Raw genomic sequence first — 15,167 nt, 5'->3', positions numbered from 1 at the left:
CCTTCAGGAAGCGGAGGAACTCCTGGTGGCGGTGTCGGCGGTAGTGCTGGGCGATGACCGAGCCTGAGGCGATGTCCAGGGCGGCGAAGAGGCTGGTTGTGCCGTGCCGAACGTAGTCGTGCGTCATCTTCGCCGGCGTGGTCGGCGCCATCGGCAGCACCGGTTGGGTTCGGTCCAGTGCCTGTATCTGCGACTTCTCGTCCACCGCCAGGACCAGGGCGTTCTCCGGCGGGGACAGGTAGATACCCACCACGTCGCGGACTTTGGTCACGAACTGCGGGTCGGTCGACAGCTTCCAGGTTTCCACGATGTGGGGCTTGAGACCGAACGCCCGCCAGATCCGCGAGACGGCCGACTGCGACATGCCCTCCGCCTCGGCCATCGAACGCGTCGACCAGTGCGAATCACCGGTCGGCGGCGCCTGGCCAAGCGTCCTGGCGACCAAGGCTTCGACCTGCTCGTCCGTGATCCTCCGCGGCGCCCCCGAGCGTGGCCGGTCCACCAGGCCCTCCAGCCGGTCCGCGGCGAACCGGGACCGCCACTTGCGCACCGTCTCCCGCGAGACACCCACGTCGTCCGCGACACGCGCGTTCGGCAGACCTTCCGCACACGCCAGCACGATCCTCGACCGCAGCACGAGCGCCTGCGAAGCGGTCTGCTTGCGCAACCAGCCCCGCAACACCCGGCGTTCGCGATCGGACAACTCCAGCGGCAACGGCTTCGGACCAGGCATCGCCCCACCCTATAACCGCAAGCGAACTACCGACTCAGGACACTAGCTGCCCAAGCAGGTGAAATGAGCAGCCCGCCGAGTCGTCGCGACAACAGAACCACGGGCGACGGCACGGCGGGCATTCGAGCACGTCGGAACCCGGACCCCCTGCACGTTGCCGTAAGGCATCACAACGTCATACGAAATAGCCCAATTACGGGAATACATCATCTAGTGTCCGATCCGTGCGTACGGTAGCGCGATTCCCGCCGGGGAGATCTCCGCGACATCGCGTGGGCAGAGCGCGTGCGCACGGCTCCGCATCCGACCTGGGGACGTACTCCATGCACCTGCGCACTCCGCTGACCTCGGCGGCCCTGGCCGCCGCCCTGCTCGGCCTTTCCGTCTCGCCTTCGTCGGCCTCGCCGCACTCCGCGAAGGGGCCCGGCACGTTCGTCACCAACGGCGACCGCGTGCACATTTCAAGCACCCCTCCACGCACGGCATCCGCCCACGCGTGGTGGACGCACGTCGCCGGCCCCGGCACCAAGGCCAAGGTCACCATCTGGCTTCAGGTAAAGGCCACGAAGAAGGGCAGCAAGTGGCACTCCGTGGCGAAGAACTCGAAGAATCTCAAGTCCGGCAACGGCGGCAGTGCCCGCCGAGTCGTCGCACGCAAGAAGTGCGCGAACCGGAACACGCGGCAGTGGCGCACCCTGATCGACGTCGATCTGATCGGAGTCGCTGACACGCCGGAGAAGGTGTCCACCAAGACCGTCACGGTCCGGTGCGGCGTTTGACGCCCTGAGGAGACGAACAACGTACGGGGGGGAAGGCCGGAGTCGGACAGGAGTGTCGTGCACCGCAGGCTCACCTGTGAAACTGAGGGAGCCAGCCCCCCTGCTCTCTTGGGGGCCGTTGGCCGCGCCTGCGGATGCGGGGCCCTGCCGCCCCGCGCCTTTCATCTGCTTTCTGGAGTAGGGACCATGAGCGACACCGGTCTGGACGCCACCTTCATCGTCGGAGTACACGGGGTGCTCGACAAGCATCCCTGGATCGAGCAGGTCAACGCCGAATTCGACCTCGATGAAGACGTCTTCAGTCTCGCCGTGCAGCGTGCATCCGCCTACGGGTGGAGTTCCACGGCGCTGCCCGGCGAGCAGGCCGAGAACCTCTGGGACCACAACGACGCCGACGGCGACTGGACCCAGGACGGCGCCGTCCGTCAGCTCGCCTGGCTCCAGTCATCGCTTCCCCGGCCCGTCGATGTCCCGGGGCGGGCGCGACGGGCACCTCGCCTGCCGGTCCTGCCGATCGTCACCGTTCTCACGGACGCGCTCCGCCGCGTGGGCACCGTGCGCCTCACCGGCACGCACACCCTCGCACCGCTGCACCGCGCGGGAGACGCACGTGTCGCCCTCGCCGAGAACTCCGCGTGGTACGCCCTTGCCAATCCCGCCGACGCCACCACCCTGACGGTCACGGTGTCAGCACTTCCCTCCGCCCAACTCGCCCAGCGGACAGAAGAGATCCGGGAAGCAGCACTCGCCCGCACGTGCGGCAACATGCACGTGACGCCCCTCAAGCCGCCCACCGCCGCCACGACGCCTGGGCTCGCCCGGCCGCTCGCGGGGCTGGTGCAGGCCGAGCATTTGCGCCTGGCACTCGCTTTCCGGTGCGGGGTACGGGAGTGGACCACCGACGTGGCCGCCTGGACGACCGAGGTCTTCGCGGACTCGATCCGGGCGGTGACCGGCCTCTCCGGCCTCGTCCTCATCACAGTCTCTTCGAGCGAAGCCCGGCCTAGCGCCGGCATCCGCCCCGACAGCGTCGGTTAGTCCGTGTGGACGTTGCCGAGGTGGATGGTGTTCGTCTCGTGGCTCGCGAAGAAGGGCAGCACCGAGAGGGGAAACCAGGTCACTCCCGGCACTCCTCACGTCGGGCGTTCTTGCCGCGGACCGTTCTGCGCACCGGCACCGAACGCCGGGCCGGTTTCCGTACGAGGCGTTGGCGCAGCACCCCCCGCCATCGCGGTCCGAAGCCCTCCGCTGCGCCCGCTACCCGTGCACCGTGACCGCTGTAGCGCCGGTATTCGCTCGGCTAGCCGAGCAGAGGCAGCGCGGCGAGCCCGCGAACGAGCCGGGTGCGGCGCCACTGCACATCCTGGGCTGCGACGGCCAGACGGACGCTGGGGTGACGGCGAAGGACAGCGCCCAGAACGATCTCCGCCTCGGCCTTGGCCAGAGGGGCGCCGAGACAGCGGTGGATGCCGTGGCCGAAGGCGAGGTGGGCGGTGGCGTCGCGGTCGAGGTCGAGGTGGTCCGGCTCGGAGAAGCGCGCGGAGTCGCGGTTGGCTGCTCCGAGCGCGACGAGGACGGGGTGGCCCGCGGGGATGTCGGTACCGCCGAGGGTGATGGGCTCGGTGGTGAAACGGAACGTGGCGGTGCTGACCGGCGAGTCGAAGCGGAGCAGCTCGTCGAGCGCGGCCGGGATCTGGTCGGGGTGCTCGCGCAGGCTCCCCTTCGCCGCAGGGTGCAGGAGGAGCGCCAAGAGGGCGTTGCCGAGGAAGTTGGTGGTCGTCTCGTGGCCGGCGACGAGGAGCAGGACCGCGAGGGAGACGAGTTCCTCCTCGGTGAGTGCGTCGTCCCCGTCGTGGGCGGCGATGAGGCGGTCCAAGAGGGTGGTTCCGGGGTGTGCGCGTTTCGACGCGACGAGTTCGGTCATGTACGTCGCGAGTGAGTGCGAGGCCGCGTCGATGGCGTTGGGCGCGCCCGCCGTGAAGAGTTCGGCGGACCATCGCCGGATGCTGGGCCGATCCTCGTCCGGGACACCGAGCAGCTCGCAGATGACGGCGACGGGTAGGGGGACTGCGAGGCGGGCGACGAAGTCGAAGGGCTCGCCCGGGGCCCACTCGTCGAGCAGCTCGTCGGTGATCCGGGCGATGGCGGGGCGGAGGGCGGCGACGGCGCCGGTGGTGAACGCTCCGGTCACGAGTTTGCGCAGTCGGGTGTGTTCGGGCGGGTCGCTGGCCAGCATGTTGTGCGCCAGGGCCGGGTGGAGGGTCCGGCTGGATTCCTTGCCGGCGAAGAAGGCGGCCGTGTCTTTCGAGAGCCTGGCGTCGCCGAGGGCCTCACGGGCCTCGGCGTAGCCGGTGATGAGGTAACTACTCCTCCGGGTTGGCCCGGAGGAGATGACCTCCACGGGGCGGCCGGAGCGGGCCGCTGTGTAGACGGTGTACGGGTCGTGGCTTGTGGGCTCGGTCATGGACTCAGGCTCCTACGGGTCGGGGCTCACCGTCGTCGGCGACGGGGCCGACCTCGCGGGTGTAGGCGCGGGCAACTCGGACGAGCCACTCCGCCTCCTCACGCAGGTCGGTCTGAGCGAGGGCCCGTGGCGACGGCGGGGCCAGTTCGACCGGCGGCAGGCTGGCTTCGGACGCGGCCAGGGCCGCCTTGACAATTGCTGCCTCTATGGCTGCGGCGCCCTCGTCCGTGTCGGCTGCGTAGATGCGCTCTGCGCTCTCCAGCACCGCGCGAGATCGGTAGGGCTTCAGGGCCAGGACGCCGTCGCTGATCTCGACAACGCGTCGCTGGAGAAGGTAGTCGGATTCGTCCGCGAATTCGGCGTCGTCCGCGAGTTCGGCGTCCCCCAGGACGATGTGCGGCATCACGGCCGTCATGTCCTGCCACAGGGGTTCGAGTGCGGCCAAAGATCGCTTTTCCCAGCGGAGTCTCCGCGCGTGGGTGATCGGGTACGCGATAGCGGGCAGGGTGACGCCGAAGCCGATCAGGAGTACCGCGAGCGCGGGAGCGGTGACGCTGAAGGCGCAGGTGCCGCTCACGAGCGAGGAACATTCGGTGTGGTGGACGAGGCCGACGCCAGCAGCTGTGGAAACGAGCCTCACGACCTTGTACACGACGTACACCAGAGCGAACAGGCAACCGACGGCGGCGATCCGGAGCCCGACCCGGACGCTCGTACGACGGGCTGACCGTGACTGGCGCACCGCTTGGAGAAAGAAGTCCACGGCGGCGAAGCCGAGGTGGGAAACGAATACGAGGAGGTAGAGCGCGCGGACGCGCGGCCGATGCAGTGCCTCCTCGACCGCGAAGAGTGCGGTCATCGCCGCGACCGAGGCAGCGAGTAGTACCAGGCGACGGCGAATTCTGCCTCTGGCCTCGACCGCGTCCAGGTCGAGCTGGAAGATGACGGCGAGCACGGCGGTGGCCGCGCTCACGGAGGCCGTGTTGCTCAGCAGCCGGGCCACGTGCGGTACCGCTGACTCGACAGTGTGTTGGACCGACGGAGCGTAGGAGAAGAAGGCCAGGGCGAAGGCCGCCAAGAGCGCGCTCATGGCCCATGTTCCGGTCGGCCGAGGGGTTCCTCGGCCGACGGACCAGTAGGCGGCCCCCGTGATGAGAAGGAAGCCCATGCCGAGGAAGAGAGCGTCCATCACGCGCGGGACCGGCCCTTCTTGAGCGGACGAGCGAAGAGCGCGTCCCAACTGTCCGCGCCGCTCGCCGGGTGCCGGGAGGGTATTTCGCGGTGCCGGTACATACGCTGGCGGATGATGGTGGCCATGGTCTCGGCCTCGCGTTCGTCGGCTGTCGTGTAGCTCGTCCTGCCCGACATGCGCGTCACCAAGGTGCTGCTGATTTCGATGGCGCGGGCTTGGCGGGCATCGAGCGACAGGCTTCCAGGGTGGTCGCAATACACGTGGCACAGCTCGTGGGTGAGGATGTGTCGGCGGTGATGGACCGAGGTGCCCTTCTCGAAGAGGAGGAGGTCCACGTCCGGGAGTTCGATCCGGATACCGCAGGGCACGTCGGCAGCCATGACCTCGGGAAGAGGGCGCAGCTTGATGGGCTTGCCCCGACGGACAGCAATGGCCTCGCACAGCTCACGAGTGCTGAAACGATGAGGCAGGCCCAACCGGTCCACCTGTATCTCACAGGCAGCACGCAGACGCATCTCAGCGGTTGGCATGGTCATGAGTATTTCCCTCTCGCGTCGGCGGGCAGCGCCTGCGGGTGACGAGTGGTAGAGCGCGAGAATGCCAAGAGGAGGACGGAACTCGCAGTTCCGGAATTTGTAATTCCGGTTACCAAACGTGAGTCGCGGACGCGCCGACAGGGCGAGACGCGCGACGGGCGGTCGGGAAGGTAGTCGTAAGTGGTCGCTTCTCGCCCCCTTTTGGCAAGCGGGCACGGTGCTTGAACGCGCGACTACCCGTTATGTCCCACTACCCTCGGTGACGTTTCGGGCGTTGTGTTCACCCGTGACGGGTGTGTTGTGACGCAGTTCACTTCGTCGACCGGCTTAATCTCGCGCTATGGACGCGCGGCGCGAACACGGCGAGGAGGGGGCCCTCGACCGATCACTTCCGGAGCTGTTGCGATCATGGCGAAAGCGCTTGAGCCCTCGTGACTTTCCGGGGCTGCGAGCGCAAGGCCGCCGGGCAACAGGGCTGACGCAGCGCGACGTGGCGCGTCTGATTGACGTGAGTGAGCGCTGGTACGGCGCCCTCGAACGTGGCAAGAAGGCCGGTTACAGTGCGGAAGTTCTCGATCGACTGGCGTCCGCTCTACGGCTGAGCCGCCCCGAACGCCAGGCGCTGTACATGAAGACGGTGGGTCACCCGCCGGCACTTCCCGGCGCCCCGGAGGCGCCTGCGGCGACCGAAGCGGACGGTGCGCTGCTCCAGCGGTTCCTTGACCAGCAGGCGAATCCCGCCTACGCGACTGACCTCGCGTGGAACATCGTCGGGGCGAACGAGCCGCTGCTGCAATGGTTTCCCTGGGCGGCATATCAAGGGAACCAGATGAGGTGGGCGCTTCTGGAACCCGAGGCGCGCGAGCAACTCGTGGACTGGGAAACAACCTGGGCACATCTCTATCTCGGGCAGATCCGCTACGAGCGGGCCCGGTATCCGCATAACGAGAGCCTGGCGCGACTGGAACAGGAGGTGCGTGCGGGGTCGCCCTTCGTCCGGGCCATCTGGGACCAAGGCGAGGTGGTCGAGCACACGGACGGCAGGGTGGCGCGGCTCCGTCTGCCGTACCACCAGGGTCGCGAAGTCGCCGTCCGCATCATCAGCATGCGACCCATGCACACCGATCTGCTGCGCGTGACCGTGCTCATGCGTGAAGGCGAAGACGCCTGAGCCGAAGGCGAGGGGTGGTCGATCTTTAGCGGCCCCGGACCGGCTCAACCCTCGTCGATGAGCCTGGAGGTCTCGTCGTCCTCCGGCATCCCTTCCAGCTTGCGGGCCTGTTCGATCACGGTGGAAAGCATCTGCAGGCTCGACGTGCTCAGCCCGTTCGCGCGCAAGGCGACGGCCCGTACGTCGCGGTCGCGCATGGCGGCCAGGACCTGGATCTCGGCGCGCTGCCGCTCCGCCTCCTCCTCGTCGAAGAAGTACCCGGGCCTCACGTTGAAAAAGTTGGCCAGCGCGCGGATCGTCTCCATCTTCGGATTGGTATTCGTCCCGGTTCGAAGTTGCTGGATGGCACTCGCGGAGATGGCGAAGTTGAAGGTGTCGCGGATGCCCTGGGACACCTCGGCGTAGGTGAAGGGGCCGCGCCCCTTGGGGTGCACCTCGCGGAACAGGTAGTCGAGTCGCTCCGCGAAGCTCGGCTTGTTCGTCTCGGTCATCGCCAGCCCTTCGTCACGACCCCAGCCTATCCATTCCAATGGTGATCACGCCTTAGGGGAAGTCGATCTCGCCATCCTAGTTGCTGCCACAGCTCACCACTGTGGTGTGTTTCCTGGTGTCGTTCTGTCCATCGTGATGTTCCATGCCAGGTCAAGTGAGGTGCGAAGGGGGTGGACTTGTGCCGAGGGGGAGTCCTATGGTTCAGGTCCCCGCCGAAACGGATCACCAGCCGAGAGGGCAGCGGGGAGGAGGGGGACGCGCATACACGGGCCACGTGCCCGCAGAAGAAATGTGACCGGCGCCCGGGAGCTACCAACTCCCAAGCGCCGGGGCCGGCACCCGAAGAAGGGGCCGAATCAAGCTCGCGGGCGGCGGGGCTTTTGCACGAGAACCGCCGGTCCGCGCTCCTACAAGCATCGGAGTATCGCATGCTCGCCACGCCGAGCGGAACCCCGGCATGCCCGGACACCGACCGCCAGCAGCGCCTCGCCGTGCTGCTCGCCGACATGATCCCGGGCGCCGCCACGATCCGCGTCAGCCTCAACGACCCGGCCCGGACTTGGCCCCACCCGCACACGATCGTCAAGGACGAGACCGACACGACGTTGAACGTGCGCCGCACGACGGCCCGCATCGCCGCCCGCTGGATCATGCGGGCTTGGCCCGAGGCCGACTGGACCGTCGCGCACACCCTCGACCTCGCCACCGCCACCCTCAGCGCGGTCGCCGGACGGGGGTGCTGACTTGCCGAGGATTCGCACCATCAAGCCGGAGGCGTTCGTCTCCGAATCGCTCGCCGAGGTGAGCGTCGAAGCCGAGCGCACCTTCTACGGGCTCCTCACCCAGGCCGACGACCACGGTCGCCACCGAGACAACGCCGCGATCATCGCGGGCCTGCTCTGGCCCCTGCGGGCCGAGCACACCTCGGTCCACGTCGAGGACGACCTTCACCAGCTCGCCACCGCCGGGCTCCTCTGCCGCTACACCGGCTGCGACGGCCGCCGATACCTCCACATCGTGACGTGGGCGGCACATCAGAAGATCGACAAGCCCAGCCAGTCCCGCCTTCCTTCCTGCCCCGAGCACCACGCCGCCGACAGGTGCGGAACCTGCAAGGGCCCCTGCACCAAGCCCGCCGAGCCCTCTCCGAAGTCTCGGGGAACCCTCGACGAGGACTCGGCGAGCCTTCGCCGCCCCCTCGATCTGCCCCCGCGCCCTTGCGCGATCACACCCGACGCCGCCCACCGGCCCTCGGCCGCCCCACAGCCCCTCCCCGGCACGGACCTCGACGCCTCAACCGCACGAGACGAGGAAATCGCAGGTCAGCAGCTCTTCGGCGAGGCTTCCCCGAAGGCTCCCCGAAGCCTCGGGGAGCCTTCGGCGCCTGGATCTAGGATCTTGGATCCTGGATCTCCTTCCCCTACGGGGCGCACAGCGCCCGCACCTGCCCCGATCTCCACCCAGCAGCTCCTCGCCGAGTACGCCGCCGCCTGCGCGGAGCGACCGCCGAACGGGGTGTTCGGGCACCTCGGGCGGATCGTCAAGGGCCTGCTCGGCGAGGGCATCGCGCCGGAGCACATCCGCGCCGGACTCGCGAACTTCGCGAGCAACCCGAAGCACCCGAGCGTGCTGACGAGCATGGTCAACGAGGCGATGAACGCTCGCCCCGACGGTTTGGCCCGGCCGGGATCGCGGCCTAACGTGCCCGCCCACCGGGCCTGGACCAACCCCGCCGACGCCGCCACCGCCTACGCCGAGGAGCTGTGATGCGCACCCGAAGCCGCGAACCGCAGACCCTGGGCAGCGACGGCACCCTGGAGCGGATGGCCCGCATCCTGGCCGCCCGCAACATCGACCCCGCCGCCGTGACCTCCGTCGAGGAGCCCGAACCCGCCCCGCTCGACGCCCTCCTGACCCGAATCCCCTCCCGCTACCAGGGCGCGGTCGCCGACCACCCGAAGGCCCTGGCCTGGGTCCGGGAGGTGGCCGAGGCGGCCGTCGCCCCCGGGATCGGGGCCAGGCGGCAGGTCGCCACGGGGCCGAGCCTGCTGATGGCCGGGGTCGTCGGCGCGGGCAAGACCTGGCAGGCGTACGGCGCGATCCGCCGCCTCGTGCAGGAAGGGATCGGCGTGCGCTGGCGCGCGACCACCGCCGCCGACCTCTACGCCGAGCTGCGCCCCGGCTCCGACACTGACAGCGAGCGCGTCCTCGCCTCCTACAGCCGCGTCCCGCTGCTGATCCTCGACGACCTCGGCGCCGCCCGCAGCACGGAGTTCGTCGAAGAGCAGACGTACCGGCTCATCAACCGCCGCTACAACCACGAGCTGCCGACCCTGGTCACCACCAACCTGCGCATCGGCGACCTGCGCGCCCACCTCGGGGACCGCGTCGCCTCCCGGCTCTCGCAGATGACCGAGCGCGTCGAGTTCGAGCCGGTCGACCGCAGACGACAGCGCCGCGCGGCCTGATCACGGCCGACCCGCGCCCCTTCCTTCACCGGCCCAGTGCATCCCCCGCCGACGCCCGCACGCGCGCGGAGGACGATCGGAGCACCCCCGCATGACCACCACCGCACACACTCCTGCCCGTCGGCACCGCGCGCTCGGCGACCAGCGCTGGCAGGACGACGCCGTCTGCCAGTCCACCGAGTACAACCCGGTGGACCCCGAGACGTTCTTCCCCGAGCCTGACGAGACCGACAAGATCGCCACCGCGAAGGCGCTCTGCGCCCAGTGCCCGGTGCGCCGCACTTGCCTGGACGCCGCCCTGGAGACCCGCGACACCTGGGGCGTACGGGGCGGGCTCACCGAGGAGGAGCGTGCCCCGCTGCACGAGAACCTCGCGCTGCGCCTCGACTACAGCCGCGTCAACGACACCATCGCCGGACGCGACGTCCACCTCACCAAGGCCGAGCGCCGCGCCGTCGTCTTCGCCGCCTACCGCCACGGCGTGAGCGAGCAACGCCTCGCGTGGCTCCTGAAGGTCACCGAGGAGCACGCCCAGAAGCTCTACCGAGGGGTCCGCCGCGCCCTGCGCAACCGAAACATGGAGGACAACACGATCACAGCCCCACCTGCCGACACCGGCCCCGCTGCTGCAAGCGAGCCGCGCCGCGACGACTTCGGGACGGCGGCGTGAACGGCACCGCGCCCACGAAGGCGCGCATATCCGCCTGGGACCGCGCGGTCGTCGCCGCGCTCGGCGGCACCGGCTTCGCCCTCTCCTACGACGCCCTCCAGCAGATGGCCGTCGCCATCCACGTCCGGGGCCTGCTGACCTACCTCTTCCCGCTCGTCATCGACGGGTTCATCGCGTACGGGATACGCGCCCTGGTCGTTCTGCGTGACGCTCCTCGCGTGGCTCGCTTCTACCTCTGGCTGCTCTTCGGCACCGCTACCGCCGCCAGCATCTGGGCCAACGCCCTGCACGCCGTCCGCCTCAACGCGGGCCCGCCCACCGGCGGGCTCCGGCTCGGGGACACGGTGGTCGCCGTGCTGTCCACCATCGCCCCGCTCGCCCTCGCCGGGGCGGTCCACCTCTACATCCTGATCGCCCGAGGCGCCGCCCCGGACAGTGACCGAGGTCAGGTGGCCGGTCAGAGTGACCGGCCCCAGGGCGTCGCGGTCACCCGGGCTGACCGCTCCGGGCAGCCCGAGGGAAGCACCGGTCAGGTCGGCTCCGAGAAGCCGGTCACCGCCCTGACCGAGCACGGCTCGGCCCGGAGCGGTGGACAGGCCCGCCCGTCCCGGCCGGTGACCGAGGACAGCCGCCGGGCGGTCACCGGCAGCCAGATCACCGGTCAGCACGGCGCGCCGGAGACGGCCGCCGACCTGCCCGGACAGCGCGGAGGGATACCCCCGGTCACTTCTGACCCTGTCGGCGCGAAGCCGGTCACCGACGAGCCGGGCACCGTGTCCGGGGCGGGTAACCGGGACATCCGGTCGGCCAGTGACCGGCGGGCCGACCCGGACACCGAGCGGCTCCTCCGGATCGCCCGGTCAGCGGTCAGGGCCGAGGACAAGCTGACCCGCAAGGTGGTCGCCCAGGCAATCCGGGGTCAGCAGATCCCGCTCTCCAGCGACACCCTCACCGCCCTGATGGCCCAGCTCCGCGAGCAGCACGGTCACCCAGTCACCTCCACCCGGAACTGACCGATCCGGGCAGGTGGGTGACCGGCCGGGCAGCCCGGCCGGTCACCCACCCCCACCTCGCCGCACATCCCACCGCCGAGCACGCCTCCGAAGCGAACGGAGACCACCCCTGATGCGCACTCACCCCGCCACTACGGCAGAAGTCGAAAGCTGGCTGACCGTCCTGCACCAGCAGGGCCACCTCCACTGCGCTCGTTCCCACCCCGGACCCACCTGGACCGTGCAGCGCAGGGCGGACAGCCGCCCCTGGACTCTGCACCACCCGGTCCTGGCCATGGACTGGATCGAAGACCTCGTCCGCGAGATCCGGCAGGAGAAGCCGGAGAAGCCCCGGTGACCGGGACCGACCCGGCGAGCACCCCGCCCGGAGCGCAGCGTGACCCCAACACGGCCCCTGGCGGAGCAAGTTGTCGCGTACGACGGTCCTACGGCCCGACGCACGCACATGCCCCCGCCCAACAGGGCGGGGGCAGCCCGGTTGGTCCCCGCGCGAGGGCGCACGGGAACCAACCGGGCGGCGAGCGGCACCAGGGGGCGCCGCTCGCAGGAGGAGAAGCGCAACCCGGCCCCGACAGCGTCGCGCCGAGCGTGCCCACCCTGCCGTTCCCCGACCGCATGCCGCGCCGTCGCAGCCGCAACCCCACCGAGCGCACCCGCAAGACGACGACGCGCCTGTCCGACGACGAGCACGCCGAGATCGCCGCCGCCGCCCGCGCGCGCGGCATCACCGTCGCCCGGTTCCTCGCCACCACCGCGCTCACCTCCGCCCGCGGTTCCACCCCGACGCACAGCAACGAGCAGCTAGACGCGGGCATCGACGAACTGGCCGCCCTGCGCACCGCCCTGGCCCGCATCGGCAACAATCTCAACCAGATCGCCCGCACCTACAACGCCGGAGGCGAACCCCGCGAGGGAGCCCTCGACCACGCTCTCGCCGTACTCGTGAAGGCGGTCGCCCGCCTCGACGAATCGGCGGACGCGCTGGTGAAGCGGAGGCTGTGATGGTGCCGAAGATCCGGCGGGGCTCCCGCACGTACGGCCTGCTCGTCTACCTCTACGGGCCTGGCAAACGCGACGAGCACACCGACCCCCACCTCGTCGGGAGCTGGGACGGCTTCGCCCCCGACCCCGGACGCGACACCAGCCCCGACCCCGACCCGAAGGCCGCCCTCGCCCGCCTCGCCGCCGTCCTCGACCTACGTGTCAAGCAGGCCGGCACCAGCGCCCCGATCCAGCACGTCTGGCACTGCTCGGTCCGCACCGACCCCGGCGACCGGACGCTGAGCGACGGCGAGTGGCACACCGTCGCCCGCCGCCTCCTCCATGCCGTGAACCTCGCCCCGGAGGGCGATCCGGACGGGTGCCGCTGGGTCGCCGTACGGCACGCGGACGACCACATCCACATCCTGGCCACCATGGTCCGGGGCGACCTGCGCCGCCCGCGGATGAACTACGACTTCAAGAAGGCGCAGGCCGAATGCCGCCGCATCGAGAAGGAGATGGGCCTGCGCCAGCTTCACCCAGGCGACGGCACCGCCGCCAAGGCACCCACCAGCGCCGAGCGCTTCAAGACCGAACGCACCGGCCGCCCGGAACCCCCTCGCGAAACCCTGCGCGAAGCCGTCCGACAAGCTCTCGCCGGGGCGGCAACCGAGAACGAGTTCTTCACCCGCCTTCGCGACGCGGGCCTGCGCGTCGAGGTCCGCCTCGCCCCCTCCGGCGACGCCCTCGGCTACAACGTCGCCCTCCCCGGCGACCGTAACCGCGACGGTCAGCCGATCTGGTATCCCGGCTCGAAACTCGCCCCCGACCTCTCCCTCCCCAAAATCCGCCACCGCCTCACCACCGCCGAACCCGGGCAGGAAACGACCACGGCTTCCTCTCACGGCGCGGGCCACCCGGACTGGTCGCGACCCGCGCGTGCACGACGAGCCGCCACCACGGTCGCCGAGCACACCCTCGCCCTGCTCAACCCCACGAACGACGAGGCCGCCGCCCAACTCGTCGGAGCGGGCGAGCTGCTCGACGCTCTCGCGCAGACCTCCCCCGGCGTAACCCGCGCCGAGCTGCGCGCCGCCGCCCGCTCCTTCGAACGCGCCACTCGCAGCCACGTCCGCGCCGAACAGGCCGACACACGTGCCGTCCGCTCCGCCGCCCGGGGCATCGTCCAGGCCGGCAACGCCCTTGGCCGAGGCGAGGACGGCGGCGCCACCGCCATGCTCCTTTCCACCCTGGTCCTGGTCACCGTGGCCGCCGCCCGCTGGCACTCCGCCCGCGGTCACGCCCAGCAGGCCGAGGCAGCCCGGCAGGCCGCCGCGCACCTGCGGACCGCCTATCAACAGACCGCCGCCATGCCCCTACGGGCACTGCGTGACCAGGGGCGCGCTCTCCCCGACGCGCAACGCAAGTCGCACGAAGCCACTCTCCGAGCCGTGCTCTCGGAGCCAAGCGTGCGAGCGGGCGGCACTACGGGGAAGAACGACGCCCTGATCGCCACCCTCGCCCAGCTTGAGCGAGCAGGCCACGACCCCGAAGCGCTCCTGCGACAGGCCATCGACATGCGGGAACTCGACACTGCCGAGAACATGAACGACGTCATCGTCTGGCGCCTGCGCCGCATCGCCCAGCTTCCCGCCCACCCGGGCAAGCCGCTGCGGCGTCCGCAGGTACACACCCCGACCAGCCGCACCAGCCGTGTGCCCAAGACTGGGCCGTCTGTCGTGTTGCCGCATCCGGCTGTCGCGGACCAGGATCGACGTACACCGCGCCGTTGAGCACTTCCCGTAGTCGAGGGTGAGAGCGTGAAAAGACGTCCCCGCGCTTCACAGGACGATGCTGAAGCGCGCGGACGAAGCGGTGATGAGGCGCTTCTAGTGTCCTGAGTCGGTAGTTCGCTTGCGGTTATAGGGTGGGGCGATGCCTGGTCCGAAGCCGTTGCCGCTGGAGTTGTCCGATCGCGAACGCCGGGTGTTGCGGGGCTGGTTGCGCAAGCAGACCGCTTCGCAGGCGCTCGTGCTGCGGTCGAGGATCGTGCTGGCGTGTGCGGAAGGTCTGCCGAACGCGCGTGTCGCGGACGACGTGGGTGTCTCGCGGGAGACGGTGCGCAAGTGGCGGTCCCGGTTCGCCGCGGACCGGCTGGAGGGCCTGGTGGACCGGCCACGCTCGGGGGCGCCGCGGAGGATCACGGACGAGCAGGTCGAAGCCTTGGTCGCCAGGACGCTTGGCCAGGCGCCGCCGACCGGTGATTCGCACTGGTCGACGCGTTCGATGGCCGAGGCGGAGGGCATGTCGCAGTCGGCCGTCTCGCGGATCTGGCGGGCGTTCGGTCTCAAGCCCCACATCGTGGAAACCTGGAAGCTGTCGACCGACCCGCAGTTCGTGACCAAAGTCCGCGACGTGGTGGGTATCTACCTGTCCCCGCCGGAGAACGCCCTGGTCCTGGCGGTGGACGAGAAGTCGCAGATACAGGCACTGGACCGAACCCAACCGGTGCTGCCGATGGCGCCGACCACGCCGGCGAAGATGACGCACGACTACGTTCGGCACGGCACAACCAGCCTCTTCGCCGCCCTGGACATCGCCTCAGGCTCGGTCATCGCCCAGCACTACCGCCGACACCGCCACCAGGAGTTCCTCCGCTTCCTGAAGG

Annotated in this window: 17 protein-coding genes; 12 read left to right on the top strand and 5 right to left on the bottom strand. The window is 69.9% G+C overall.

Annotated elements, in window-relative coordinates; genetic code table 11:
• On the bottom strand, positions 1-733 hold a 733-nt coding region (locus G3I42_RS11490; protein WP_164285043.1), incomplete at its 3' end, for an IS630 family transposase.
• 323 nt (positions 734-1,056) lie between these two features.
• Here G3I42_RS11490 and G3I42_RS11485 point away from each other — a divergent pair.
• A complete protein-coding gene (locus G3I42_RS11485) occupies positions 1,057-1,512 on the top strand; it encodes a hypothetical protein (protein ID WP_164285071.1) in 456 nt (151 codons plus the stop codon).
• 186 nt (positions 1,513-1,698) lie between these two features.
• The gene (locus tag G3I42_RS11480; RefSeq protein WP_164285069.1) at positions 1,699-2,550 is read left to right on the top strand and encodes a hypothetical protein; all 852 of its coding nucleotides are present in this window, start codon (positions 1,699-1,701) and stop codon (positions 2,548-2,550) included.
• Positions 2,551-2,812: 262 nt separating this feature from the next.
• Here the strand turns inward: G3I42_RS11480 and G3I42_RS11475 are convergent, their stop codons facing one another.
• The 3 genes from G3I42_RS11475 to G3I42_RS11465 are packed head-to-tail and all read right to left on the bottom strand — an operon-like array spanning position 2,813 to position 5,704.
• Positions 2,813-3,976: a cytochrome P450 gene (locus G3I42_RS11475; protein ID WP_164285067.1), complete on the bottom strand. Its 1,164-nt coding sequence runs from the start codon at positions 3,974-3,976 to the stop codon at positions 2,813-2,815.
• A gap of 4 nt (positions 3,977-3,980) precedes the next feature.
• Positions 3,981-5,144 carry an MAB_1171c family putative transporter gene (locus G3I42_RS11470; RefSeq protein WP_343244520.1) on the bottom strand — a complete coding sequence of 388 codons (1,164 nt, stop codon included), beginning with the start codon at positions 5,142-5,144 and terminating at the stop codon, positions 3,981-3,983.
• 20 nt (positions 5,145-5,164) lie between these two features.
• Positions 5,165-5,704 carry a regulator component gene (locus tag G3I42_RS11465; RefSeq protein WP_164285065.1) on the bottom strand — a complete coding sequence of 180 codons (540 nt, stop codon included), beginning with the start codon at positions 5,702-5,704 and terminating at the stop codon, positions 5,165-5,167.
• A 340-nt stretch (positions 5,705-6,044) separates the two neighbouring features.
• On the opposite strand from G3I42_RS11465, the gene G3I42_RS11460 reads away from it, so the two are divergent.
• Positions 6,045-6,875, top strand: coding sequence for a helix-turn-helix transcriptional regulator (locus tag G3I42_RS11460; protein WP_164285063.1), 831 nt, complete (start codon positions 6,045-6,047; stop codon positions 6,873-6,875).
• Between the two features lie 44 nt (positions 6,876-6,919).
• Here the strand turns inward: G3I42_RS11460 and G3I42_RS11455 are convergent, their stop codons facing one another.
• Positions 6,920-7,366: a helix-turn-helix domain-containing protein gene (locus tag G3I42_RS11455; RefSeq protein WP_164285061.1), complete on the bottom strand. Its 447-nt coding sequence runs from the start codon at positions 7,364-7,366 to the stop codon at positions 6,920-6,922.
• A gap of 429 nt (positions 7,367-7,795) precedes the next feature.
• On the opposite strand from G3I42_RS11455, the gene G3I42_RS11450 reads away from it, so the two are divergent.
• From G3I42_RS11450 to G3I42_RS11410, 9 genes are all read left to right on the top strand, one after another.
• Complete coding sequence (locus G3I42_RS11450) at positions 7,796-8,110, top strand: transcriptional regulator (RefSeq protein ID WP_164285059.1); 315 nt, start codon at positions 7,796-7,798, stop codon at positions 8,108-8,110.
• A gap of 1 nt (position 8,111) precedes the next feature.
• Entirely contained in the window at positions 8,112-9,134 is a 1,023-nt protein-coding gene (locus G3I42_RS11445) for a hypothetical protein (RefSeq protein ID WP_164285057.1), read from the top strand.
• A complete protein-coding gene (locus tag G3I42_RS11440) occupies positions 9,134-9,835 on the top strand; it encodes an ATP-binding protein (RefSeq protein WP_164285055.1) in 702 nt (233 codons plus the stop codon). Before G3I42_RS11445 ends, G3I42_RS11440 begins: the two co-directional genes overlap by 1 nt.
• A 91-nt stretch (positions 9,836-9,926) precedes the next feature.
• Positions 9,927-10,505, top strand: a complete 579-nt coding sequence (locus tag G3I42_RS11435; RefSeq protein WP_164285053.1) for a WhiB family transcriptional regulator — start codon at positions 9,927-9,929, stop codon at positions 10,503-10,505.
• Positions 10,502-11,518 (top strand): DUF2637 domain-containing protein, encoded by a 1,017-nt coding sequence (locus G3I42_RS11430; RefSeq protein ID WP_164285051.1) that lies wholly within the window; start codon positions 10,502-10,504, stop codon positions 11,516-11,518. The genes G3I42_RS11435 and G3I42_RS11430 overlap by 4 nt, the downstream gene beginning before the upstream one ends.
• Positions 11,519-11,630: 112 nt before the next feature.
• Entirely contained in the window at positions 11,631-11,855 is a 225-nt protein-coding gene (locus tag G3I42_RS11425; RefSeq protein ID WP_164285049.1) for a hypothetical protein, read from the top strand.
• A 251-nt stretch (positions 11,856-12,106) separates the two neighbouring features.
• A complete protein-coding gene (gene mobC / locus G3I42_RS37515; protein ID WP_343244519.1) occupies positions 12,107-12,520 on the top strand; it encodes a plasmid mobilization relaxosome protein MobC in 414 nt (137 codons plus the stop codon).
• Positions 12,520-14,292, top strand: a complete 1,773-nt coding sequence (locus G3I42_RS11415; protein ID WP_164285045.1) for a mobilization protein — start codon at positions 12,520-12,522, stop codon at positions 14,290-14,292. The genes mobC and G3I42_RS11415 overlap by 1 nt, the downstream gene beginning before the upstream one ends.
• A gap of 142 nt (positions 14,293-14,434) precedes the next feature.
• A partial coding sequence (locus G3I42_RS11410) for an IS630 family transposase (protein WP_164285043.1) occupies positions 14,435-15,167 on the top strand: 733 nt, incomplete at its 3' end.

It is taken from the genome of Streptomyces sp. SID11385 (assembly GCF_010548245.1).
Lineage (GTDB): Bacteria > Actinomycetota > Actinomycetes > Streptomycetales > Streptomycetaceae > Streptomyces.
This window is presented reverse-complemented; position numbering and strand designations above follow the sequence as displayed.

Coding starts and splice junctions, on each gene's coding strand:
- G3I42_RS11450 (WP_164285059.1), top strand. CDS start 7,796: ATGCTCGCCACGCCGAGCGGAACCCCGGCATGCCCGGACACCGACCGC.
- G3I42_RS11440 (WP_164285055.1), top strand. CDS start 9,134: ATGCGCACCCGAAGCCGCGAACCGCAGACCCTGGGCAGCGACGGCACC.
- G3I42_RS11460 (WP_164285063.1), top strand. CDS start 6,045: ATGGACGCGCGGCGCGAACACGGCGAGGAGGGGGCCCTCGACCGATCA.
- G3I42_RS11455 (WP_164285061.1), bottom strand. CDS start 7,366: ATGACCGAGACGAACAAGCCGAGCTTCGCGGAGCGACTCGACTACCTG.
- G3I42_RS11485 (WP_164285071.1), top strand. CDS start 1,057: ATGCACCTGCGCACTCCGCTGACCTCGGCGGCCCTGGCCGCCGCCCTG.
- G3I42_RS11475 (WP_164285067.1), bottom strand. CDS start 3,976: ATGACCGAGCCCACAAGCCACGACCCGTACACCGTCTACACAGCGGCC.
- G3I42_RS11435 (WP_164285053.1), top strand. CDS start 9,927: ATGACCACCACCGCACACACTCCTGCCCGTCGGCACCGCGCGCTCGGC.
- G3I42_RS11465 (WP_164285065.1), bottom strand. CDS start 5,704: ATGACCATGCCAACCGCTGAGATGCGTCTGCGTGCTGCCTGTGAGATA.
- G3I42_RS11425 (WP_164285049.1), top strand. CDS start 11,631: ATGCGCACTCACCCCGCCACTACGGCAGAAGTCGAAAGCTGGCTGACC.
- G3I42_RS11415 (WP_164285045.1), top strand. CDS start 12,520: ATGGTGCCGAAGATCCGGCGGGGCTCCCGCACGTACGGCCTGCTCGTC.
- G3I42_RS11480 (WP_164285069.1), top strand. CDS start 1,699: ATGAGCGACACCGGTCTGGACGCCACCTTCATCGTCGGAGTACACGGG.
- G3I42_RS11470 (WP_343244520.1), bottom strand. CDS start 5,144: ATGGGCTTCCTTCTCATCACGGGGGCCGCCTACTGGTCCGTCGGCCGA.